The sequence below is a fragment of the Blattabacterium cuenoti genome (assembly GCF_014251375.1).
Taxonomy (GTDB): Bacteria; Bacteroidota; Bacteroidia; order Flavobacteriales; family Blattabacteriaceae; genus Blattabacterium; species Blattabacterium cuenoti_K.
The window spans coordinates 239,088-261,813 of the sequence record NZ_CP059187.1; the positions used below are offsets into that span (position 1 = coordinate 239,088).

Annotated in this window: 22 protein-coding genes, 1 tRNA gene and 1 pseudogene; 12 read left to right on the plus strand and 12 right to left on the minus strand. The window is 27.0% G+C overall.

What is annotated here, in order from left to right; genetic code table 11:
- From ccoN to H0H71_RS01135, 5 genes are read left to right on the plus strand one after another with little or no spacing between them, the layout of a single operon-like run.
- Positions 1-2,199 (plus strand): cytochrome-c oxidase, cbb3-type subunit I, encoded by a 2,199-nt coding sequence (gene ccoN, locus H0H71_RS01115; RefSeq protein WP_394798414.1) that lies wholly within the window; start codon positions 1-3, stop codon positions 2,197-2,199.
- Positions 2,199-2,402: a cytochrome oxidase gene (locus tag H0H71_RS01120; RefSeq protein ID WP_185856374.1), complete on the plus strand. Its 204-nt coding sequence runs from the start codon at positions 2,199-2,201 to the stop codon at positions 2,400-2,402. The genes ccoN and H0H71_RS01120 overlap by 1 nt, the downstream gene beginning before the upstream one ends.
- Positions 2,399-3,277 (plus strand): cbb3-type cytochrome c oxidase N-terminal domain-containing protein, encoded by an 879-nt coding sequence (locus H0H71_RS01125; RefSeq protein WP_185856375.1) that lies wholly within the window; start codon positions 2,399-2,401, stop codon positions 3,275-3,277. The genes H0H71_RS01120 and H0H71_RS01125 overlap by 4 nt, the downstream gene beginning before the upstream one ends.
- Positions 3,277-3,756, plus strand: coding sequence for a FixH family protein (locus tag H0H71_RS01130; RefSeq protein ID WP_185856376.1), 480 nt, complete (start codon positions 3,277-3,279; stop codon positions 3,754-3,756). Before H0H71_RS01125 ends, H0H71_RS01130 begins: the two co-directional genes overlap by 1 nt.
- A complete protein-coding gene (locus tag H0H71_RS01135; RefSeq protein ID WP_185856377.1) occupies positions 3,737-6,022 on the plus strand; it encodes an NADP-dependent malic enzyme in 2,286 nt (761 codons plus the stop codon). The genes H0H71_RS01130 and H0H71_RS01135 overlap by 20 nt, the downstream gene beginning before the upstream one ends.
- On the opposite strand, the gene murI is transcribed toward H0H71_RS01135, so the two are convergent.
- The 3 genes and pseudogenes from murI to H0H71_RS01150 all read right to left on the minus strand — a co-directional run bounded on the left by murI (position 6,019) and on the right by H0H71_RS01150 (position 7,182).
- Entirely contained in the window at positions 6,019-6,828 is an 810-nt protein-coding gene (murI, locus tag H0H71_RS01140) for a glutamate racemase (RefSeq protein WP_185856378.1), read from the minus strand. The genes H0H71_RS01135 and murI overlap by 4 nt on opposite strands.
- 37 nt (positions 6,829-6,865) lie before the next feature.
- Positions 6,866-7,087: pseudogene (gene rpsT, locus H0H71_RS01145) on the minus strand (30S ribosomal protein S20); the annotation flags it as partial.
- A 23-nt stretch (positions 7,088-7,110) separates the two neighbouring features.
- Positions 7,111-7,182 (minus strand) — tRNA-Glu (locus tag H0H71_RS01150).
- A 180-nt stretch (positions 7,183-7,362) separates the two neighbouring features.
- Between H0H71_RS01150 and H0H71_RS01155 the strand changes: the two genes are divergently transcribed.
- A complete protein-coding gene (locus tag H0H71_RS01155) occupies positions 7,363-7,938 on the plus strand; it encodes a C40 family peptidase (protein ID WP_238784467.1) in 576 nt (191 codons plus the stop codon).
- Here H0H71_RS01155 and H0H71_RS01160 read toward each other — a convergent pair.
- The 4 genes from H0H71_RS01160 to H0H71_RS01175 are packed head-to-tail and all read right to left on the minus strand — an operon-like array spanning position 7,920 to position 11,390.
- On the minus strand, positions 7,920-9,182 hold the full coding sequence (locus tag H0H71_RS01160; RefSeq protein WP_185856380.1) for a 3-phosphoshikimate 1-carboxyvinyltransferase: 1,263 nt from the start codon (positions 9,180-9,182) through the stop codon (positions 7,920-7,922). The genes H0H71_RS01155 and H0H71_RS01160 overlap by 19 nt on opposite strands.
- Positions 9,183-9,192: 10 nt before the next feature.
- Positions 9,193-9,522, minus strand: coding sequence for a nucleotide pyrophosphohydrolase (locus tag H0H71_RS01165; protein WP_185856381.1), 330 nt, complete (start codon positions 9,520-9,522; stop codon positions 9,193-9,195).
- Between the two features lie 2 nt (positions 9,523-9,524).
- Positions 9,525-10,508 (minus strand): transketolase family protein, encoded by a 984-nt coding sequence (locus H0H71_RS01170; RefSeq protein WP_185856382.1) that lies wholly within the window; start codon positions 10,506-10,508, stop codon positions 9,525-9,527.
- 24 nt (positions 10,509-10,532) lie between these two features.
- Entirely contained in the window at positions 10,533-11,390 is an 858-nt protein-coding gene (locus H0H71_RS01175) for a transketolase (RefSeq protein WP_185856383.1), read from the minus strand.
- A gap of 116 nt (positions 11,391-11,506) precedes the next feature.
- On the opposite strand from H0H71_RS01175, the gene smpB reads away from it, so the two are divergent.
- Together smpB and H0H71_RS01185 are read left to right on the plus strand one after the other, a co-directional pair.
- Positions 11,507-11,932, plus strand: coding sequence for an SsrA-binding protein SmpB (smpB, locus tag H0H71_RS01180; protein WP_185856384.1), 426 nt, complete (start codon positions 11,507-11,509; stop codon positions 11,930-11,932).
- Positions 11,933-12,013: 81 nt separating this feature from the next.
- Positions 12,014-13,519, plus strand: coding sequence for an OmpA family protein (locus tag H0H71_RS01185; RefSeq protein ID WP_185856385.1), 1,506 nt, complete (start codon positions 12,014-12,016; stop codon positions 13,517-13,519).
- A 16-nt stretch (positions 13,520-13,535) separates the two neighbouring features.
- Here the strand turns inward: H0H71_RS01185 and tatC are convergent, their stop codons facing one another.
- Complete coding sequence (gene tatC, locus H0H71_RS01190) at positions 13,536-14,339, minus strand: twin-arginine translocase subunit TatC (protein ID WP_185856475.1); 804 nt, start codon at positions 14,337-14,339, stop codon at positions 13,536-13,538.
- A 127-nt stretch (positions 14,340-14,466) separates the two neighbouring features.
- On the opposite strand from tatC, the gene ychF reads away from it, so the two are divergent.
- Positions 14,467-15,495 carry a redox-regulated ATPase YchF gene (gene ychF / locus H0H71_RS01195; protein WP_185856386.1) on the plus strand — a complete coding sequence of 343 codons (1,029 nt, stop codon included), beginning with the start codon at positions 14,467-14,469 and terminating at the stop codon, positions 15,493-15,495.
- On the opposite strand, the gene H0H71_RS01200 is transcribed toward ychF, so the two are convergent.
- Together H0H71_RS01200 and dapF are read right to left on the minus strand one after the other, a co-directional pair.
- Positions 15,496-16,584, minus strand: a complete 1,089-nt coding sequence (locus H0H71_RS01200) for a M42 family metallopeptidase (protein ID WP_185856387.1) — start codon at positions 16,582-16,584, stop codon at positions 15,496-15,498.
- Positions 16,585-16,602: 18 nt separating this feature from the next.
- A complete protein-coding gene (dapF, locus tag H0H71_RS01205) occupies positions 16,603-17,436 on the minus strand; it encodes a diaminopimelate epimerase (protein ID WP_185856388.1) in 834 nt (277 codons plus the stop codon).
- A 128-nt stretch (positions 17,437-17,564) separates the two neighbouring features.
- Between dapF and H0H71_RS01210 the strand changes: the two genes are divergently transcribed.
- The gene (locus tag H0H71_RS01210; protein WP_185856389.1) at positions 17,565-19,082 is read left to right on the plus strand and encodes a Do family serine endopeptidase; all 1,518 of its coding nucleotides are present in this window, start codon (positions 17,565-17,567) and stop codon (positions 19,080-19,082) included.
- On the opposite strand, the gene H0H71_RS01215 is transcribed toward H0H71_RS01210, so the two are convergent.
- Together H0H71_RS01215 and tgt are read right to left on the minus strand one after the other, a co-directional pair.
- Positions 19,079-20,179 (minus strand): LptF/LptG family permease, encoded by a 1,101-nt coding sequence (locus H0H71_RS01215; RefSeq protein ID WP_185856390.1) that lies wholly within the window; start codon positions 20,177-20,179, stop codon positions 19,079-19,081. The two genes, H0H71_RS01210 and H0H71_RS01215, sit on opposite strands and share 4 nt — an antisense overlap.
- 3 nt (positions 20,180-20,182) lie before the next feature.
- Positions 20,183-21,313, minus strand: a complete 1,131-nt coding sequence (gene tgt / locus H0H71_RS01220) for a tRNA guanosine(34) transglycosylase Tgt (protein ID WP_185856391.1) — start codon at positions 21,311-21,313, stop codon at positions 20,183-20,185.
- A gap of 98 nt (positions 21,314-21,411) precedes the next feature.
- Between tgt and rsmH the strand changes: the two genes are divergently transcribed.
- Both rsmH and H0H71_RS01230 read left to right on the plus strand, forming a co-directional pair.
- Entirely contained in the window at positions 21,412-22,335 is a 924-nt protein-coding gene (rsmH, locus tag H0H71_RS01225) for a 16S rRNA (cytosine(1402)-N(4))-methyltransferase RsmH (protein ID WP_185856392.1), read from the plus strand.
- A 45-nt stretch (positions 22,336-22,380) separates the two neighbouring features.
- Positions 22,381-22,719: an FtsL-like putative cell division protein gene (locus tag H0H71_RS01230; RefSeq protein WP_185856393.1), complete on the plus strand. Its 339-nt coding sequence runs from the start codon at positions 22,381-22,383 to the stop codon at positions 22,717-22,719.
- Positions 22,720-22,726 lie beyond the last annotated feature (7 nt).

The window sequence follows — 22,726 nt, forward strand, 5'->3', positions numbered from 1 at the left end:
ATGATGAAAATAGAATTAGAAACATGCTATTATAATAATCGTATTGTTAAAGCTTTTCTATATGCAACACTCTTTTGGGCTATTGTTGGATTTTTTGCTGGATTAGTTATTGCTTTTATGTTATTTTATCCAGAACTTCCAGAATTTTTATTAAGGAATAAATTAAAAGATTCTCAAGGAATAATGGGATTTGGACGTTGGAGAATGTTACATACAAGCACTACTGTTTTTGCTTTTGTTGGAAACGTAATTTTTACAGGTTCTTATTATTCCTTACAACGTCTTCTGAAAACAAGAATTTTTAGTGATATTCTTAGCTGGATTCATTTTTGGGGATGGCAAATATTTATTCTTTCTACTTGGATTACTTTTTTATTAGGAATAAATACTAGTAAAGAATACGCTGAACATGAATGGCCTATAGATATATGGATTTTATTTATTTGGATTGTTTATGGAATAAATATGATAGGAAGTATTTTAAAAAGGAGAATTCAGCATTTATATGTCAGTATTTGGTTTTTTTTAGGAACATGGGTAGCAGTAGCCATGTTACACATATTTAATAATCTTGAATTACCTATTTCTATTTTCTCTTTTAAAAGTTATTCTATATATGCTGGAGTACAAGATGCTTTAATGCAATGGTGGTATGGACATAATGCAGTCGCATTTATTTTAACAACTCCCATACTTGGATTAATGTATTATTTTGTTCCAAAAGCATCCAATCAACCTATATTTTCCTACAAACTTTCTATTATTCATTTTTGGTCCTTAATTTTTATATATATATGGGCCGGACCCCATCATTTAATGTATACTTCTCTTCCTAATTGGGCTCAAATGTTGGGAACTATTTTTTCAATTATGTTAATTGCCCCTTCTTGGGGGGGGATGTTAAATGGATTGTTAACTTTAAGAGGAGCTTGGAATAAAGTAAGAAAAGACCCCATTTTAAAATTTTTTACAGTAGGAATTACTTGTTATGGGATGGCAACTTTTGAAGGACCTATGCTTGCTACTAAAACACTTAATTCGATTGGTCATTTTACAGATTGGGTGATTGCTCATGTTCATCTAGGAACTTTAGGTTGGAATGGATTTATGGCTTTTGGAATCATCTATTGGTTAACACAAAAATTATGGAATACTAAATTATATTCTATTTCATTAGCAAATATTCATTTTTTTTTAGGAATATTGGGGATTACATTGTATATATTCCCTATGTATTTTGGATCTATATTGCAATCTGAAATGTGGAAACAATTTAATCCTGATGGAACTCTAACATACAAAAATTTTTTGGATACGGTTTTATCTATTATTCCTTTTTATAAACTCAGATTTGTAGGTGGGGCACTTTATTTTTTTGGATTTATCTTGATGATTTACAACTTATTTAGAACTATAAGAAAAGGGACTTTCCTTGATAAGGAGTCATTTCAAGTAATTCCATTTACTGAAAATGGAAAAAATAAAAATGAAAAATTTCACAGTTGGCTAGAACAAAAACCTATACAGTTTACTATCCTTTCTTTTATAGCTGTTGCTATTGGAGGATTTATAGAAATTATTCCTACTTTAGTAATAAAGTCTAATGTTCCTACTATAAATAACGTAAAACCTTATAAAGCTCTTGAATTGGAAGGAAGAGATATTTTTGTGAGAGAAGGATGTAATGCTTGTCACAGTGCACAAGTTCGTCCATTTAGAGATGAAGTCGTTCGTTATGGTGAATATTCTAAAGCCGGAGAATTTGTATATGATCATCCATTTCTTTGGGGATCTAAAAGAACAGGCCCTGATTTAGCGCGAGAAGGAGGAAAAAATCCTAATTCTTGGCATTATAAACATATGTATAATCCTCGTTCTACATCTCCAGGGTCCATTATGCCAAGATATCCTTGGTTAATTTACAATAAATTAGATAGATCTAATACTGAAAAAAAAATAAGAGCTATGATGAAATTAGGAGTTCCATATACTTTGGAATATATAAAAAATTTGAATGATGAGATGGATTCACAAGCCAATAAAATTGTATCTGATATATATAATGAATATCCAGAAATAAAAAAAGAAATGGATTTACAAAGAAGAAAGGAAAAAGAAAAGTTTATTCCTTTGGAAAAAAGAGAGGTCATAGCTCTTATTTCTTATTTACAACGTTTAGGAATAGATATTAAATCTTAATGATAAGTTTTTTAAAAAAATATTTTTCTTACGAAAAAGATATTGGAATTTTTCAATCTATTATATTAGTTCTATTTTTTATGACTTTTTTTTTCATTCTATTTTTTGTTTTTTCAAGACCTAAAAAATATTATGAAGAAATCAGTGAACTTCCTTTAGAAGTAGAGGGAGAAAAAAGGAAAAAAAAACAAGAATGTTTATGAGATCAAAAATTCCTTCTTTTATTATTATTCCTTCTATTTTATCTGTTATAATGTTTATGTACTATGTTATTTTTGATAATAATTATATAGGCCATCCAGTCACTATATCCTTTTTTATAACTATAACAATTTTATTACTGATCTTAGATTCCATTGAGTATTTAATATTTAGTAGAAGAATAAAATTTTTAACAGAAAAAGAAAAACGTAAAATACTAGAAGAAAATGAAGGAAATTATTTTTTTAGGTTTTATAAATTTATATTTCATGATCCTAAAAAAATCAATAGAGGGATTAAAAAAATAGACCATGGATTTGATGGAATTTTAGAATTAGATAATAAATTGCCAATGTGGTGGTTACATCTTTTTTATCTAACAATTGTATTTTCCTTAATTTATTTTATTTCTTATTTTTTTACAGATTTTTCTGATCCATATAAAGAATACGAAATGGCTTATAAAAAACAATTAAAAGAAATAGAAATTTATGAGAAAAAAATCCCTCAGGTAACTATAGAAAATGCTTCTTTTGAAGAAAAATTAATTGATAATGGAAAAGTTCTTTTTGAAGAAAATTGTTCTACCTGTCATCAATCTGATGGAAGCGGAAATATAGGCCCTAATTTAACAGATGATTACTGGATAAATATTGTTGAAAAAGATTTATTTAAAAATATATTTTCTATAATATGGAATGGAAGTAAAAATAATCCTACTATGCGAGCTTTTGGACAATCAGGAGAAATTAAAGGAAATGATATTCAAAAGATCTCTAGTTATGTCTATTTTATCAATACTAAATTAAAAAAACCTATGAAATCTAAAGAACCTCAAGGAAAAAAAATAATGAATTGGAACTTATTTATTAAATAATGAAAATAAAATTTTCTTGGGAAACAGGAATTGTATTGTCTTTGTTTATTTTTATAATTTTTATTATTTACACTGCATTTTTTTTTCCTCATGTAGAAAGTCAACTTGTATCAGATAAATATTATGAAGAAGAAATAAAATATCAAGAAATTATCAATGCAAAAAAAAATGCATCAAGACTTCCTCAAAAAATTAAAATATCTATTTTATCTTCTGGAATACAAATTGTATTTCCAAAAATTTTAGAAAATGGTCATGGTTATTTCACTCTATTTAGATCTTCATCTAAAGACTTAGATGTTTCTCGGTCTTTTAAAATAAGAAAAGACTCAGAGAAAACATTGTTTATCCCTAAAAAATTTCTAAAAATAGGATATTATAAACTTATAATTCAATGGAAATCAAATGGAAAGAAATATTTTTTTGAAAAAAATTTATTTTTTAATAATAAAATGAAAAATGAGAAAAAAAAAAAATAGAAGGAGGTTTCGTGAAGAATCTTTAGATTACCATAGTCAATTTCCTTCTGGAAAGATACAAATTTCTCCAACAAAAAAATACAGCAGTCAAAGAGATTTATCTTTAGCATATTCTCCTGGAGTTGCAGAACCTTGCAAAGAAATAGCTCGTTCTTCCAATGAAGTCTATAAATATACATCTAAAGGAAATCTTGTCGCTGTTATAACTAATGGAACTGCTGTATTAGGTCTTGGAGATATTGGAGCATTAGCATCTAAACCGGTTATGGAAGGAAAAGCACTTTTATTTAAAATATTTTCTGGAATTGATGTGTTTGATATAGAAATAGACGAATCTGATCCAGAAAAATTCATAGATGCAGTAAAAGCTATATCTCCAACTTTTGGAGGAATCAATTTAGAAGATATAAAAGCACCAGAAGCTTTTGAAATAGAACGAAGATTGAAATCTGAGTTAAATATTCCAGTAATGCATGATGATCAACATGGAACAGCTATCATTTCAGGAGCGGCATTAATTAATTCTATTAATTATGTTGGAAAAAACATTCATGAAATAAAAATGGTAGTCAATGGAGCAGGAGCGGCAGCAATTTCTTGCACAAGAACCTATAAACAACTTGGAGTCAATCCAAATAACATCCTTATGTTTGATAGTAAAGGATTATTGCATACTTCACGAAAAGATTTAAATGAAGAAAAAAAAGAATTTGCAGTTAACACTTATTCCATTCAAAAATTAGAACAAGCGATTCAAAATGCTGACGTTTTTATAGGACTGTCTGTAGGGGGAGTTTTAACCAAAAAAATGTTAAAAAGTATGGCAAAAGATCCTATTGTTTTTGCGATGGCAAATCCTGATCCAGAAATAGATTACAATTTAGCCGTAAAAATACGACCTGACGTCATTATAGCTACTGGGAGAAGCGATTATCCTAATCAAGTAAATAATGTATTAGGATTTCCCTATATTTTTAGAGGTGCGTTAGATGTTCATGCAAGTATTATTAATGATGAAATGAAATTAGCTGCTATTCATGCGATCGCTTCTTTAGCAAAAGAACCGGTTCCAGAACAAGTTAATGTTGTTTATAATAAAAAAAATATTTTTTTTGGAAAAGAATATATTATTCCTAAACCTTTCGACAATCGGTTAATCACTCGTGTAGCTCCTGCTGTTGCTAAAGCAGCTATGGATTCTGGAGTTGCAAGAAATCCTATCCTAGATTGGAAAATCTACAAAGAAAAATTACTTGATAGAATGGGGTACGAAAGTAAAATCCTAAGAATGATTCAAAATAGAGCTCGTACGAATCCTAAAAAAGTTGTTTTTTGTAATGGAGTAGAATATGAGATTCTAAAATCTGTTCAAATTCTTAATGAAGAAGGAATTGTTTCTCATCCTATTGTTTTAGGAAATGAACATAAAATAAAACGTCTAATAAATGAAAACAATCTAGATGTAGAATTGAAAATAATAGATCCTGAAAAAGAAAAAAATAAAAAAAAAATAGAGAACTATGCTAAAATTCTTTGGAAAAGAAGAAATCGAAAAGGATTAACTCTATATGATGCAAAAATCAGAATGCGTACCCCTGATCATTTTGGTGCAATGATGGTTGATCAAGGAGAAGCAGATGCAGTTATTACAGGGTATTCTAGAAGTTTTTCATTAAGTTTACGCCCCATGTTAGAAGTTATAGGAAGAGCAGAATCTGTTCAGAAAATAGCTGGAATGATGATTTTATTAACTAAACGGGGGCCTCTATTTCTAGCAGATACGGCAGTTATTACAGATCCAACAAGTGAAGAATTAGCTAGAATAGCATTAATGGCTTCTTATGTTGTGAAAGCTTTTAATATAGAACCACATATAGCTATGTTGTCCTTTCAAAATTTTTCTTCTGGCTCTAAAACTTCTTATAAAGTATCTCAAACAGTTGCTTTTTTGCATAAAAAATATCCAGATTTAATAGTAGATGGAGAATTACAACCTGATTTTGCTTTAAATGAATTCTTGTTAGCTAGTAAATTTCCTTTTTCTAAACTTGTTAAAAAAAGAGCAAATATTTTTATTTTTCCAAACTTAGAATCAGGTAATTTAACTTATAAGTTTATTAGAGGATTAGGAAATGTTCAAACTATTGGTCCCGTCATGTTAGGAATGCGAAAACCTGCACATGTAATGCAAATGCAGTCTAGTATAGAAGAAATTGTGAATTTAGCTACTTTATCTGTAATAGATGCACAAATTAGAAAAAACTAAAATCGTGTGTTTTGTTTGAAAAAAACTTCTTTTCCAAAAATAAGTTTGACTTGTTTTTGGAAAAATGATGATGCAGAACTAGATGTATAAAAAATTGGATTCTTAGTTGAATGAATAGATAATAAATTATTTTCATGTAATTTTTTTTGTATGTATTGAACTACTATTTTTTGTACATCAATTACACGTACTTTTCCATGATAAAAACTATCTATTTCATGCTTAAAAAATAGATAATGGGTACAAGCTAACAATAACGTATCTATTGATTGTAGATGTTTCAAATAAGATTCAATAACTGAGTTTATTTTTTTTTTATCCAATCCATTTTCTATAATAGGAGCTAATAACGGGGTCTCTATTTGGATTAGATCCAAATTTAAATGATGAAAATATTTTTCTATTTCTTTTTTAAAAAAATTTGAACGGATAGTTGCAGGGGTAGCCATGAGTCCGACTTTTTTAGAAGAAACTAATGTTTTGATTACAGGTTCTACCACATTAAATATTAATATTTTTTTACAAAATTCTTTTTGTATTATATCTAAAGAATTTGTAACCATTGTATTACAAGCTATTACTATAGCTTTACAATTTTTTTTATAGAGAAAATAAGCAATTTTCATTGAACATTTTTTAATAAATTCTTTAGATTTTTCTCCATAAGGCATATTTGCATTATCTCCAAAATAAATAATATATTCATTAGGCATGTGAATTTTTATTTCTTTAGCTATAAGAAGCCCTCCAATGCCAGAATCAAATATTCCTATTGGAGATGTCATTTTTCTGTATTTCAGATTCATTTCTATCTTTTTCTTTAGATTTATTTGATAAAAATTTTTTACTGAATTTATTTTTCAATCTTGCTGCTTTATTTATATGAATTATATTTTTCTTAGCTAATTTATCTATCATAGAAAAAATGTTGGGCAATTGTTCTTTTTTATTTTCCCTCATTAATTTTCTAATAGATGTTCTTGTACTTTTATACGAATATCTATTCCGTAATCGTCTAGTATGATTTTGTCTAATTCTTTTTAAAGAAGATAAATGATTCGCCATTTTTTTACGTTTATTTGAATAAATAGCCCATAGGGGAATCGAACCCCTCTTTCCAGGATGAAAACCTGACGTCCTAACCAATAGACGAATGGGCCTTTGAATTTTGAAAAAAAAACCTCATCAAATCACAAATACAAATTAAATTTTTTTTATCTTTAATACAAGTATTTTACTTACATTTGATTGTAAGACTTTTTGTTTCAAATTTTAAAGGTATTTTTTTCTGAAAAAAGTAAAAAGTAATTATACTGATCATAAAGAATTCTAAAATTGTTTTGTTTTTCTTATTTTACTTTCATTTTTTTTCTATTCATTTATTTGGAAATATAGAGTATTATAATAATAAGAAAAAATATGAGAAGATTTCTTTTAGAAGAAAGAAACAAAAATCATTGTACAATGAGGGAAAAAATGATTTGAAATTTTTTAAAAAAAAAATTCCTAAAAAAACTGATACTGATTCTATTATTCAGATAGCTAAAAATTATATCTATACACCATATAAATATGGTGGAAATTCTAAAAAAGGAATAGATTGTTCTGCCTTTATAAAAAAGATTTTTTCTTTTTACAAAATTTTATTGCCACGTGTCTCTTACCACCAAGCAAAAAAAGGATTTTTCGTACCCCCCAAAAAAATAGAAAAAGGAGATCTCTTATTTTTTTCTACAGAAATGTCTAAAAAAAAAATTAATCATGTAGGAATGGTAGTGCATGTAGAAAATCACAACAGTATATTCTTTATTCATGCCTCTACATCAAATGGAGTAATTATTTCTCAACTGTATCAAAAATATTGGAAGAATAGATTTATTACAGCAAGAAGAATACTTTATTCATCATCAGAATAATGAATTGAAAATCCTAAATGTTTCAAATCTTTCCAAAAATCAGGATATGATTTTTCTACAACATTTGGATCCTCAATTTTCAGAGAATGACACAATCCAAATGGAGAAAAAGACATAGCCATTCTGTGATCTTGATAAGTTTTTATTCGAATAGATGAATTAATTTCTTTTGATAAAAAATCTCTGATTTCTAAATCAGAGTTTGTAATGTGTATTTTTACACCTAATTTGAGTAGTTCGTTTTTTAACGCTTGTAATCTATCTGTTTCTTTAATTTTCAATGTTTCTAATCCTTTTAACAGACATTTAACACCCAGAGATGCACAAGTCACAACTATAGTTTGTGCAATGTCTGGAGTTTTATTTAGATCTAAAATAATAAATTTTAATGGAGTAAAATTGAACTTTTTATTCAGTATAATTTGATTTTTTTTAAAAAGAGTAGATATTCCAAAATATTTTTCATAAATGGAAGAGATTTCTTTATCCCCTTGTAAACTTTCATTTTTATACGTTTTTAAAGTGATATTGCATTTTTTTGATATAGCAGCCATAGAATAGTAATAAGACGCTGAACTCCAATCTGATTCTATAGAAAAACATTTTTTTACTTTTTCTTTTCCTGGTAAAATATGAATAATTTTTTTACTCCAAGAAACTTTTATCCCTGCTTGATTTAATAAATCGAAAGTCATTTTTATATATGGAATGGATGTAATTTCTTCTTTTAAATAAATTTTAAGTCCCGTATCAAATTTACTAGCTATTAACATCAGAGAACTAATATATTGACTACTAATTTTTGCATTAATATCAATTTTTCCTCCTAGAATTTTTTTTCCAATAATTTTTATTGGAGGAAATCCTACTTTTTCTAAATAATAAATTTCTGAACCTAATTTTTTTAAAGCATCTACAAGTCCGGATATCGGCCTTTCTTTCATTCTATTTGATCCTGTCAAAATGACTTCTTTTCCTTCTTGTATAGAAAAATAAGAAGTCAAAAAACGCATAGCAGTTCCAGCATGGTGAATATTGAATACATTAGATGTTTGAATGCTATTTAAACTTTTATTTAAAACTTCTGTATCCTGGCAATTGGAAAGATTTTCTATGTGAATATCATCGGGATAAATAGCTTTTAAAATTAAAAGACGATTCGAGATACTTTTAGATCCTGTTATAGATATGGCTCCACATAAATAATTTTTTTTTAGTTTCCGAATAGTAATGTAAGAAGACATATTAATTAATTTATTTTAGTTTTTCATTATCATGGTGTCTTTTATGATCTCTTATTTTCTTTTTTTTTAGTTTTTTTTTAAAAGACTCTTCTAAATTAATTCCAGTTTGATTCGCCAAACAAATCAAAACAAATAAGACATCCGATAATTCTTCACCAAGATTTTCATTGTTTTTGCAATTTTTTTTTGGAGATTGTTCTCCATAGTTTCTTGCAATAATTCTAGAAACTTCACCTACTTCTTCAGATAAAAGAATAGTGTTAGTTAATACGTTAAAATAACGGATTCCATGGGTAAGAATCCAATCATGAACTAATTTTTGCAAATCTTTTATTTCCAAATTCAATTATTATTATAGAGGTTTTTTTTTTTAAGTATTCTTTTTACATGATCTATGATTGATTCACGATCTATTTTATATTTACTTAATAATTCCATTGGTTTTCCACTTTCTCCAAAAGTATCGTTTACTGCTACTATACTTTGATAAATAGGATACTTTTTATTATTAGTAGTAATAATTCTAGAAATACTTTCTCCTAATCCTCCTAAATAATTATGTTCCTCTGCAGTGACAACACATTTTGTTTTTTTAATAGAATTTAATATGGTTTTTTCATCTAATGGTTTTATTGTATGAATATTAATAACTTCACAATTAATTCCTTTTTTTTCGTATAATATTCTAGATGCTTCTAAAGATTCCCATACCAAATGGCCTGTGCTAATAATAGTTACATCTTTTCCTTTTTTTAAAAGAATCGCTTTTCCAATTTCAAACTTTTGATTTTCTTCCGTAAAATTAACTACAGAAGGACGTCCAAAACGTAAATAAACGGGACCAGAGTAATCAGCAATAGCTAAAGTTGCCGCATAAGTTTGATTGTAATCACAAGTGTTAATAACAGTCATTCCAGGCAACATTTTCATCATTCCTATATCTTCCAAACTTTGATGTGTTGCTCCATCTTCACCTAAGGTTAACCCAGAATGAGAAGCACATATTTTTACATTTTTTCGTGAATAAGCTATAGACTGACGGATTTGATCATATACGCGAGATGTAGCAAAATTTGCGAATGTTCCAGCAAAAGGAATATATTTTCCAATGCTAAGTCCAGATGCAATGCACATCATATTAGCTTCTGCAATTCCAATCTGAAAAAATCGTTCAGGAAATTCTTTGGAAAATTTTTTCATAAATAATGAACTAGTCAAATCAGCACATAATACTACAATTTTTTTATTTTTTCTACCTAATAAAGTCAAAGCATTTCCGAATCCTGCTCTAGTTTCTTTTAATCCTTTATTTTCATATAGTTTCATAATTCTTATTTTTTTTCTATGATATCAGATTGGGTAATCTCCTAAAGGAGTTTTAGGGAGTTGAGAAAGTGCTTTTTCTAATTCCTCTTGATTAGGAGATTTTCCATGCCATATATAATTTCCTTCCATAAAATCTACTCCATACCCCATTTTTGTATATAAAATAATTAAAACTGGTTTTTTTTTTCCAGTTTCATTTTTTGCTTTTTTTAAAATATTAATGACTTTTTCTATATTGTTTCCTCCTAATTCTTCTAAAACTATCCAATTAAAAGATTCAAATTTTTTTTTAAGATTTCCAAGAGAAAGAACTTGATCGGTAGGTCCATCTATTTGTACCCCATTATAATCTACAGTAGCTATATAATTATCTATATGATTTGCTCCTGCATATAAAACAGCTTCCCATATTTGCCCTTCATTTAATTCTCCATCTCCATGTAGGCTGTAAATCAATCTATTAAATTCTTTATTCAATCTTTTTGATATGGCCGCCCCAATTGCTACTGACATTCCTTGACCTAAGGATCCAGAAGAGATTCGGATTCCGGGGAGTCCTCTATGTATGGAAGGATGCCCTTGTAAACGAGAATTTAGTTTTCTGAAAGTTGATAATTCTTTTACAGAAAAAAAACCCGAACGAGCTAACACACTATAATAAACAGGAGAGATATGACCATTTGACAGAAAAAAAAGATCTTCTCCTTCTCCATCCATAGTAAATTTTTTTGGATTAAAATACATGATTTCTTTATATAAAGCTACCAAGTATTCTGTGCATCCTAATGATCCACCAGGATGACCAGAATTTGCATTATTTACCATACGTAATATATCTCTTCTTACTTGAGAACATAAATCTTTTAAATCACGTATATTCATATATTTTTTTTTTGAATTTGTTTTTTTTAGTTTTTATACTGGATATTTTTTTCATATTTTTAATCATATGAATTTTTTGTTAATAAAAAATCAAAACACAAAAATAACAATTAATTATGAGTATCCTAAACAGAAAATCGAAATTCAAATATAATTTTTTAGATGAATATGTAGCTGGTATACAATTGCTTGGACATGAAGTTAAAGCTATAAGACAAAATCAAGCTAATATTACGGAAAGTTTTTGTCAGATAAAAAATGGAGAATTGTATTCCATTAACATGGATATCTCTGAATACAAATTTGGAACCAATTGGAATCATCAAAGTAGAAGAGAAAGAAAATTATTATTAAATAAAAAAGAATTAAAAAGAATAGAAAAAAAATTAAAGGATCCAGGACTTACTGTGATTCCCACTAAATTATTTATAAATAATAAAGGATATGTAAAATTAAAAATTGTTTTAGCGAAAGGAAAAAAAGTTTACGATAAACGTGAATATATAAGAAAAAAAGATATTTTTCGTGAATTAAATTCATGAAATAATAAATTCACAAAAAAAAAGATCAGAAATAGAATTACTATTCTATATATTTGTTTATATTCAAACATTTTAAAGGATATGAAAAACGTAAATTTTTTTATTATTACTTTATTTGCTTTTTTTTCATTTGTTTTTTCTCAATCTCAATATTCTCAGAATAAATGGTCTATAAAAATAAGATCGCATGATGTTAATTATTATCCTATTATTAAATCTCCATTTAGGTATTTTTTTTATAAAAGAAATAATAGTCTCAATCCTTTTTTTTCAGATATAGAAATTGTACATCATCTCACTAAAAACATAGGTTTGTATGTTAATGGAACATTAGGAATGGTTGATAATAATAGATGGAAAATAATGGATTCTTTTTTTATAAAATTCAATCCTGGAATCAATCTTCATCTATTTCCTAAATATAGAATTGATCCTTATTTAATATTAGGTGGTGGATATCATCAATTTAACTATGAAAATAGCGCATTAAAAGTATCTGTTTCAGATTATTCATATTATTATAATTTAAATCAAAAACATTTTATTCTGTTAGATGGAGGAGTAGGAATGAATTTATGGGTTGTTTCTAATGTTGGGGTGAATCTTCAAAGTACTTACAATCATATTCTCACAACTCCTACTCCTTTTATTGCTGAAGCAAAAGAAGATTTTTTGAATTTTTGGGACCATTCTATGGGACTCGTATTTCGTTTTGGAAATAGTCATTCCAAAAAAAAAGAGAAAGGAATTTATTCTTCTGATTCTACAGTAGTAAAAGAAGAAGAAGAAAAAGAGAAAGGAGTTTCTTCTTCTGATTCTACAGTAGTAAAAGAAGAAAAAGAAAAAGAGAAAGGAGTTTCTTCTTCTGATTCTACAGTAGTAAAAGAAGAAGAAGAAAAAGAGAAAGGAGTTTCTTCTTCTGATTCTACAGTAGTAAAAGAAGAAGAAGAAAAAGAGAATAATCTTATTGAAGAGAATTCTGAAGAAGAAGAAAAGGATACAAATTGCTGTGAAGAGATTCTTGATCAAGATCAAGATCAAGATGGAATTTTAGATAAATATGATTTCTGTCCTGATCAATTTGGATTAAAAAAATTTAATGGATGTCCTGATACAGATTCCGATAATATCCCTGATCATGAAGATAAGTGCCCGAAAAAATTTGGATTAAAAAAATTTAATGGATGTCCTGATACTAGAACTACTAGAACTACTACTAGTAGAACTAGAAAAATAAGTTCTTCTAATAAATCTAATAAAAATATAATTTTAAAACCTATTTTATTTAAGTTTGGTCAACCGACATTATCTTCTCATTCAAGATCCATTATTAATGAAATTGCTGTAATTATGACAAAAAGGCTTCCTCATTCTAAATTTTATATAAATGGATGTACAGATGATTCTGGTAAAAATTCTTTCAATAAAGCTTTATCCCTGAAAAGAGCTAAATGTGTATTTGAAGCTTTGAAATCCAAAGGGATTTCTCCTTATAGAATGAAAATAAGAGGATTGGTAAAATGTAAGAGTATAAAAAATGATAAAGGAAGACGTGTTGATATAGTTGTGATTCAAACTCCAAAGTAAGAAAAAAACCTCTTGATCAAGAGGTTTTTTTTTCTTTTTTTTTTGTTTTAGAGTAGAATAGAGAGAAAGAAATAGAAATACTTAGTTGATAAAGAATCATCATAGGAATCAAAACAATTATTGTACTTAGAATATCTCCAGGAGTAATGGCAGAAGAAATAATTAACATGATAAAAAAAGCATGTTTTCTATATTTTTTTAAAAAAGAATAAGATAACAATTCTATTTTCGTTAAAAAATAGATAAATATTGGAAATAAGAAAGTGATTCCCATAGATAATATAGAATGCATTATCAATGAGATATAATCTGACAAATCAAATATATTCTTTGGAAATGAACTGATTCTAAAAGAATATCCAAAATGAATTAAAAATGGACATAATATAAAATATCCGAAAAGAACTCCTAATAAAAAAAGTAAGGTAACCGTTGTAATAATTTGTCTAGAATATTTTTTTTCATTTTCAGAAAGTGCAGGTCTTATGAATTTCCAAAATTCGTAAAAAATATAAGGAAAAGACAAAATAATTCCTCCTATGAAACAAGTCCATATGTACATATTAAATTGACCGAATATTTTTCTATTTTGGATTTCCAGTTTTTTTTTCAAAAAAGAAACGGTTTTTTTTTTGTAAAAAAAATTTTCTAGTTTCGAAAAAATTCGATACGTAATAAAATCTGTTTTTGCAGGACCAAAAAGAATATCATCGAATACAATAGATTTATTGTTCATCAAAAAAATAGTCGCGATAATAATCGCGAATAGGCTATGAATCACATGAGTTCTTAACTCTTCAATATGTTCCAAAAATGGCATTTCTTTTTTTTCATATTTTCTTATATTTTTACCTTTTCTTATCAAGAGAAAATTGATATTCTTATATTCTTTAACTTTAGATTATTAAGATAATGAAAAAAATAAACCCAAAAACAGGTTATATGATATGAAATGCGGAATTGTTGGGCTTCCAAATATCGGTAAATCAACACTTTTTAACCTACTTTCTAATTCTAATAAAGCTTTATCAGAAAATTTTCCTTTTTGTACCATAGAACCCAATTATGGAATTACAAATGTTCCAGATAAAAGATTATATGAACTAAAGAAAATTATTAATCCAATGAAAGTAATTCCATACAAAATAAAAATTGTAGATATTGCTGGATTAATTAAAGGATCACATAAAGGAGATGGATTAGGAAATAAATTTTTATCTCATATTCGGGAAACGAATGTCATTATTCATATGATCCGTTTTTTCGATGATGCAAGTGTTCTTCACATGGAGGGATCTATAAATCCCATTCGTGATAAAGAGATTCTAGATTTAGAATTACAGTTAAAAGATTTTGAAACAATAGAAAAAATCTTGAAAAGAAATAAAAATATAAATAATAAATCTTCAATGTTATTGAAAAAAATTATTTCTTTTTTAGAAAAAGGAAAAAATATTAGAATGTTTCCATTTAAAAAAAATGAAAAAGAATACATAAAAGATTTACATTTATTAACCGTAAAACCTGTTATTTATGTATGTAATGTAAAAAATGAAAATGAAAAAGAGAATCATTCTTCCATGATAAAAAAAATAGGAGAAAAAGAAAAATCGAAGACAATAGTTTTATCACTAAAAAAAGAATCCAAAAAGAATTATTTTATTAACACAGAATCTGGAATTAATAAGTTGATAAAAGAAGCATACAAACTGTTGAATTTAAAAACTTTTTTTACAATAGGAAAAGAAGAAATTTGCGGATGGGCTATTCCAAATAACTATACCGCTTACCAAGCTTCTTCTATCATTCATACAGATTTCAAAAAAGGATTTCTTTTTGCAGAAGTAGTTCATTATAAAGATTTTATTCAACATGAATCTTTAGAAAAAGCGAAAAAGGAAGGTAAAATGTTTTTATCAGGAAAAAATTCTATCCTTCAAGATGGAGATATCATTCATTTCCGATTCAAAAAGTGATCAATTTTTATTTTTACGTTTTGAGTTAATCTCTTTTAAAGTTTCAAAAATTAATTGTACAGTTTTCTCTACGTCTTTTTTGTGTACCATTTCTACTGTAGTGTGCATATATCTAAGAGGAATAGAAATTAAAGAGGATACAACTCCCTTATTTGAATAAGCAAAAGCATCTGCATCTGTTCCAGTAGATCTAGATGAAACTAAACGTTGAAAATATATTTTTTTACTTTTAGCAGTATGTATAATAAGCTCTCTAAGGTCTTTTTGTATTGAAGGAGCATATACAATAACAGGTCCTTTTCCACATCTAATATCTCCTAGTACTTTTTTATCAACCATAGGAGTAGAAGTATCATGTGTGACATCCGTAACTATAACCATATTAGGTTTAATAGCATTAGAAATCATTTTAGCTCCTTTTAAACCAATTTCTTCTTGAACAGAATTCACAAAATACAAACCAAATTCAAAATTTTCTCTATATTTCTTTATCATTTTTGCCACTTCAGCAATTATAAATCCACCTATTTTATTATCTAATGCTCTGCATACAAAATAATTTTTATTCATAAGAAAAAATTTATCAGGATAAGTAATCAGACAACCTACATGAACACCCATTTTTTCTACTTCTCTTTTATCAAAAGCTCCTATATCTACAAATATATTATCAATATTAGGTTTTTTTTCATCTGAAGATTTTCTTGTATGAATAGCTGGCCAACCAAAAACTCCATCTACATATCCATTTTCTGTATGGATAATGACTCGTTTAGATGGAGCTATCTGATGATCTGATCCTCCATTACGAGAGACATAAATTATTCCATTTTCCGTGATATAATTCACATACCAAGAGATTTCATCAGCATGTGCTTCTATAATTAATTTATATGAAGAACTCGGATTTATGATTCCTACAACTGTTCCATATAAATCAGTTTCTATTTTTTCTACATAAGGACTGATGTATTTTTTCCACACTTCTTGTCCTTTATTTTCATCTCCTGCTGGAGAGAAAGTATTCAAATAGATTTCAAGAAATTTCATAGAAACTTCACTTATTGAATAAAAATTTTTTTCTTTCATATTTTTTTATATTACAAATCAAACAATGATACATCCTTCAAATATAAATTGAACAGAACCAGTCAAATAAATTTCTTTATATTCATTCTGTATTTTTTTAAATGAAACCCATAATTTTCCTCCCAAAGTCTGTACTAAAAAAGAATTAGATATCCCGCTGCTACTACTATTAATATTTTTTTTAAACTGAATTCTCTCCATTTCATATGCTGCAATTACAGATGCTACAACTCCAGTTCCACAGGATAAAGTTTCGTTTTCTACACCTCTTTCATAGGTTCTAACTTCTAAAGTATTAGAATTAAGTACTTTTACAAAATTAACATTTACCCCACCTATTTTAGAATAATGCTTCTGAAATCGTATCATTCTACCTTTTTTGTAAACATCTATTTTTTTGATGTCTTTTTCTACAAAAAAAATATGATGTGGAGATCCTGTATTTAAAAAGACATGATTAGAATTAACTTTTATCATATTTTTATTTACATCAATTAATTTCAATGAAACTAAATCCTTATTTTGAATTATTCCATAATGATATCCATCTACAGCTCTAAAATAGATTTCATTTCCTTTCGGAATTTTTAATTTCTTTGAAAAAGAAACGGCACAACGCCCCCCATTCCCACACATTGTACTTTCTTTTCCGTCAGAATTATAATACTTCATATAAAAATCACTTTTGGAATCATTTTGAATGAAAATGATTCCATCTGCGCCAATTCCAAAATGTCTATCACACAATTTTTTCATAAAGAAATGATTTTTTTCCTGTATTTTATTGTTTCGAATATCTATCAAAATGAAATCATTTCCAGTTCCTTGAAACTTTAAAAAATCTATTTTCATTTCATAATCTGAATAAGAAAAAAACGAAGTTACTATTATTTTTTTTTAAAAAAGTTGAATTTTAAAATTCATTAAATTTTTATATATTTTTGTGCATACTGAAAAAAAACTTTTCATGTTCTATTATTATGAAGAAAATAGTTTTTTATATTTTGATTAGCAGTATTATAAGTTCATTGGGAAGTATCGCAGCATACAAAAAATATGCTAAATCCTTTCTTTCTCCTTCATATGAAGTTTATCCAAGGAAAAAACGGGCATCATCAGCATTAGTTGATTCTTCAGGATTACCTGATTTTACTAGAGTAGTAGAAAAAACAATCCATGCAGTAGTCAATGTAAAAAATTACTCTAGAAATATTGGAGGAGTTGGAGGAAACAATAAATTAGATCCATTCGACTTTTTTTTTGGATTTCCTGATGATTTAGAAAAAGGAAGAATTCCTCAAAAAAACGATTTTATTGGTCTTCATGGATCTGGAGTAATTATATCTCCTGATGGATACATTGTTACCAATAATCATGTTATTAAACATGCAGAAAAAATCGAGATTACTCTCAATGATCAAAGATCTTATAGAGCAAAACTAATGGGAACAGATCCTAGCACTGATATAGCATTGTTAAAAATAAATGAAAAAAATTTACCCTTTATTTATTTTTCTGATTCTAATCAAGTAAAAGTAGGAGAATGGGTTTTGGCTATAGGAAATCCTTTTGATTTGAATTCCACTGTTACTGCTGGAATTATAAGTGCAAAAAACAGAAGTTTGGGAATTTTAAGAGGAGAAAATCAAGCAGCTATAGAATCGTTTTTTCAAACGGATGCTGCAGTGAATCCTGGAAATAGTGGGGGTGCATTGGTAAACACAAATGGAGAATTAATTGGAATTAATACTGCTATCTCTTCAGTTACAGGAAATTTTATAGGATATAGTTTTGCCGCTCCTTCCAATTTAGTGGGAAAAGTAATACAAGATATAAAAAAATATGGAACTGTACAACGTGCCTTTTTAGGAGTCAAAGGAATGGATCTTTCTAAGTCTGAATATTTAAAAGCTTATAATCATAAAACGCATACAAACATAAAACAGCAAAAAGGGTTCTTAATTGGAGAAGTTCTTCCTGGAAGCGGAGCTTATAATGCAGGAATTCAAAAAGGAGATATTATCAAAAGGATAGACGGAAAGTCAATACAAAACATTGCTGATTTATCATTTATAGTTGGCACAAAACATCCAGGAGATCAAATCAAAATAAATATTCTCCGTAATGGAAAAAGAAAAGATTTTAACGTAATTCTAAGAGATAGACAAGGAAGAAAAAAGATTATAAGAAAAGAAGATATGGATCCATCTGAATTACTAGGTGCAACTTTTGAATCTATTGAAAAAAAAAAGAGAAAATATTTAGGAATTGATTATGGAATTCGAGTCAAAGAAATAAAAAAATCGGGTCGTTTGAGTGGTATTGGAATAGAAGAAGGAGATATTATCTTATCTCTCAATGGAGAAAAAATGGAAAAACCTAGCGATATAAATAGTGTATTACATAGTTTATTAATAAAAAAACATTCAGGAGATGTCCCCGTAAAATACATTAAAAAAAATGGTGAAGTTTATATAGTTCTATTTGAAATAGATTAGAAATCTAAACTTCTGTTCCTGTTCCAATAAAGAAGAATTGTGATTATTCCAAAAATTCCATTCGGGATCCAAACAGATAAATAAGGAGGTAAATAATCTTTTGTGGAATAGACTTTCGTAAATTCTATGGAAAATAGATATAAAAAAGCTAAGATAATTCCAATTACTAGATTTTTTTCTATTCCTCCTTTTTTCTTTTTTGATGCAATAGATAATCCTAAAAGAGTAAATATAAAATTAGAAAAAGGTAAACTTATTCTTTGATAATATTCATTCAAATGAATATTTATATTTTTGGATCCTCTTTTTTTTTCTATTTCTATAAATTTTTTTAGTTCAGAACTGGTCATTGTTTCTGCTATATATTCTTCCGGTAAAAGCTCTTCTGGAGAGAGAAAAAAATTTTTATTCATATAAATTCCTCTAAAAAATAGGTCTTTATTTTTTTTTATATAGGTTTCACTATAATCATATAATATATATATATGATTTTTTTTTGACCAAAATATATTTTTTGACTTTAAAATATATGCCAGTTTCTTTCCATTAAATTTTTGATAAACAAATTCATCTCCTATATTTTTTTTTCTTGAAAAATTTCGAATAAAAATATATTCATTTTTAGATATTTGAGTACTGATCGTCTGATTGTTTTCATATTTATTCTTATATCTTGAACTTAACAAATATTGGTAATGGAATTTATTTTTCTTTTTGTTAGCTAAAGGTAAAAAAGAATGATTAATTGTAAAACTACTCATTCCTATAATGGAAGATGAGATCAAATAAGGGATGGTCATTCTTTTAAAACTAATTCCACTTCCTAGAATAGCAATAATTTCTGAATTATTTGTTAATCTTGACGTAAAAAAAATAACGGATAAAAAAACGGAAATGGGAGAAAAAGTATTGGCAAACCATATCGACCAATATGGATAATAACGGATTACAGCTTCTTTAATTGATCCTTGATTGTTTTCTAATCTGTGCATACGTTGAGTTATATCAATAACTACGGATAATATTTGACCTCCTATCAGAATAAATAGAAAGGTAACAAGAACATTAAGAATGATATAACGATCTAATATTTTCATTTATTATAAACGTTTTTTTAGAGAAGGAATGATTGATTTTTTCCAAGAAAAAAAAGTTTCTTTCAGAATATGATTCCTTGCTTTTTTCATTAAATTGAAATAAAAAGAAAGGTTATGTAAAGAAACTATTTGTTTTGCTAAATCTTCTCTGGAATAAAAGAGATGTCTGACATAAGATTTACTATATGATTTATCTACATAAGAATTTCCAAATTCATCTAAACAAGAAAAATCTTTTTCCCATTTTTTATTTTTAATATTAATTACCCCTCCCCATGTAAATAACATTCCGTGCCGTCCATTCCTTGTAGGAATAACGCAATCAAACATATCAATTCCAAGTGCAATTCCTTCTAAAATTTCTTCAGGATTTCCGACTCCCATTAAATATCTTGGTTTTTCTTTAGGTAAAATATCTGTCACTATATCAATGATGTCTTGTGTTCTTTTTTTTTCTTCTCCTAAACTTAATCCTCCTATTGCATTTCCTTCAGAATCTTTTAAGTCAGAAATTTCTTCCGCAGAATACTTTCTTAGATCAGGATAAATACTTCCTTGAACTATAGGAAAAAAATTTTGTTTATACCTATATTTTTCGGGATTCTTTTTTAAGAAAGAAGAACATTTTTTTAACCAACTGTGTGTTTTTTTTAGAGATGATTTTGCATAACTATAACTGCAAGGAAAAGGGGGGCAATCGTCAAAAGCCAGAATCATATCTCCTCCTATAAACCGTTGGATTTTCATAGAGATTTCGGGAGATAAAAAATGAAAAGATCCATCTATAAGAGATTTAAACATCACTCCATCTTCCGTTATTTTATTCAACTTTTTCATAGAGTAAATTTGAAATCCACCACTATCTGTTAAAATAGATTCTTTCCAATTCATAAATGCATGAAGTCCTCCTGCATGATGTAATATTTCAATACCAGGACGAAAATATAAATGAAATGTATTTCCAAGAATGATCTTAAATCCTACATTATACAGTTCATGTTGGGGAATAGATTTTACACTTCCTTTTGAAGCTACGGGCATAAAAACTGGAGTTTCTATTTTTCCATGATCTGTTTCTATTATTCCAGCTCTTGCTTTAGAGTAGTTATCTTTTTTTATTAAATAAAATTTCATTTTTTTTGTAAAAATTTAATCAAATGATTATAAAAAGTGATAAAGTATAATTTAGTACTCATACTCAAGAATCTATTAAAAAAAAAGAAACAAAAAAAATGAATTTACAACATTATTTTTCCCACAATCCAGTTCTTTTAAAAGAAAGCATAGAGAATTTGATTACAGATCAGAATGGAATTTATGTAGATGTCACATTTGGTGGAGGTGGACACTCTTCTGCTCTTTTAAAAAAATTAGATAGAAAAGCGACTTTAATTGCTTTAGACAAGGATCAAGAAGCAATCAAAAAAAACCTTATAAAGGATAAACGATTTCATTTATTTCACGAGAATTTTATTTACATTAAACGTATACTGAATCGCTATCATATTAAAAAAGTATCAGGAATATTAGCTGATTTAGGAATTTCTTCTCATCAAATAGAGAATCCTATGAGAGGATTTTCTTATAGATTAAAGAACTGTATTTTGGATATGAGAATGAATCAAAATGATATTTATTCCGCTCAATATGTTTTGAATAAATATTCAAAAAATAAATTATTTCATATGTTTTCTGAATATGGCGAATTTAGAAACGCAAGAAGAATTGTTGAAAAAATATTAAAAAAACGTTTTAAACAACCTATTAAAACTACATCTGATTTAATGAATATTTTTTTTTTAAAAAAAGTATCTTTTGAAAAAAAAAGAAGATTCTTTGCAAGAATTTTCCAATCTATACGAATAGAAGTCAATAATGAAATAAATTTTTTAAAAGATTTCTTGATAGAATCTTCTAATCTCCTACTTCCAGGAGGAAGAATAGCAATGATTTCATATCATTCAGTAGAGGATAGGATCATAAAATATTTTTTTAAAACAGGAATTTTAAATCAAAGAAAAGGATATATCGTAAATAAGAAAAATATGATTCCATTCAAAATGATACATAAAAAAGTCATCAGACCAAACCATTTAGAAATTAAAAATAATCCAAGATCTAGAAGTGCTGGGTTAAGAATTGCTGAAAAATTATAAATTTTCTGTATGTAATTTTTTTAAAAAAATAAAAAAAATAAAAAAATGAAAAGAAATTTTTCTATCAAAGAAATTCTGAAAGGAAAATTTTTAGTTGAAGAAAATGCATCTCGTAGTTGGAGTTTTATTATATTTCTTACGTTTCTTTCTTTAATAAGTATTACTAGTTCTCATATCATGGACAGAAAAATAAAAAAGTTGACTCAGATGAGCGAAGAAATCAAAGAATTAAAATCTATATACGCAGATTTACATAGTCAATGTATGCAAATGCAATTAGCATCTGTTCTAAATAAATTAGTTAAGGGATTAAAACATTTAGAAGAACCTCCATATGAATTAATTTTAGAAGAAAAACAAAATAGGGATTTTAAAACAAAATGATGAAAGA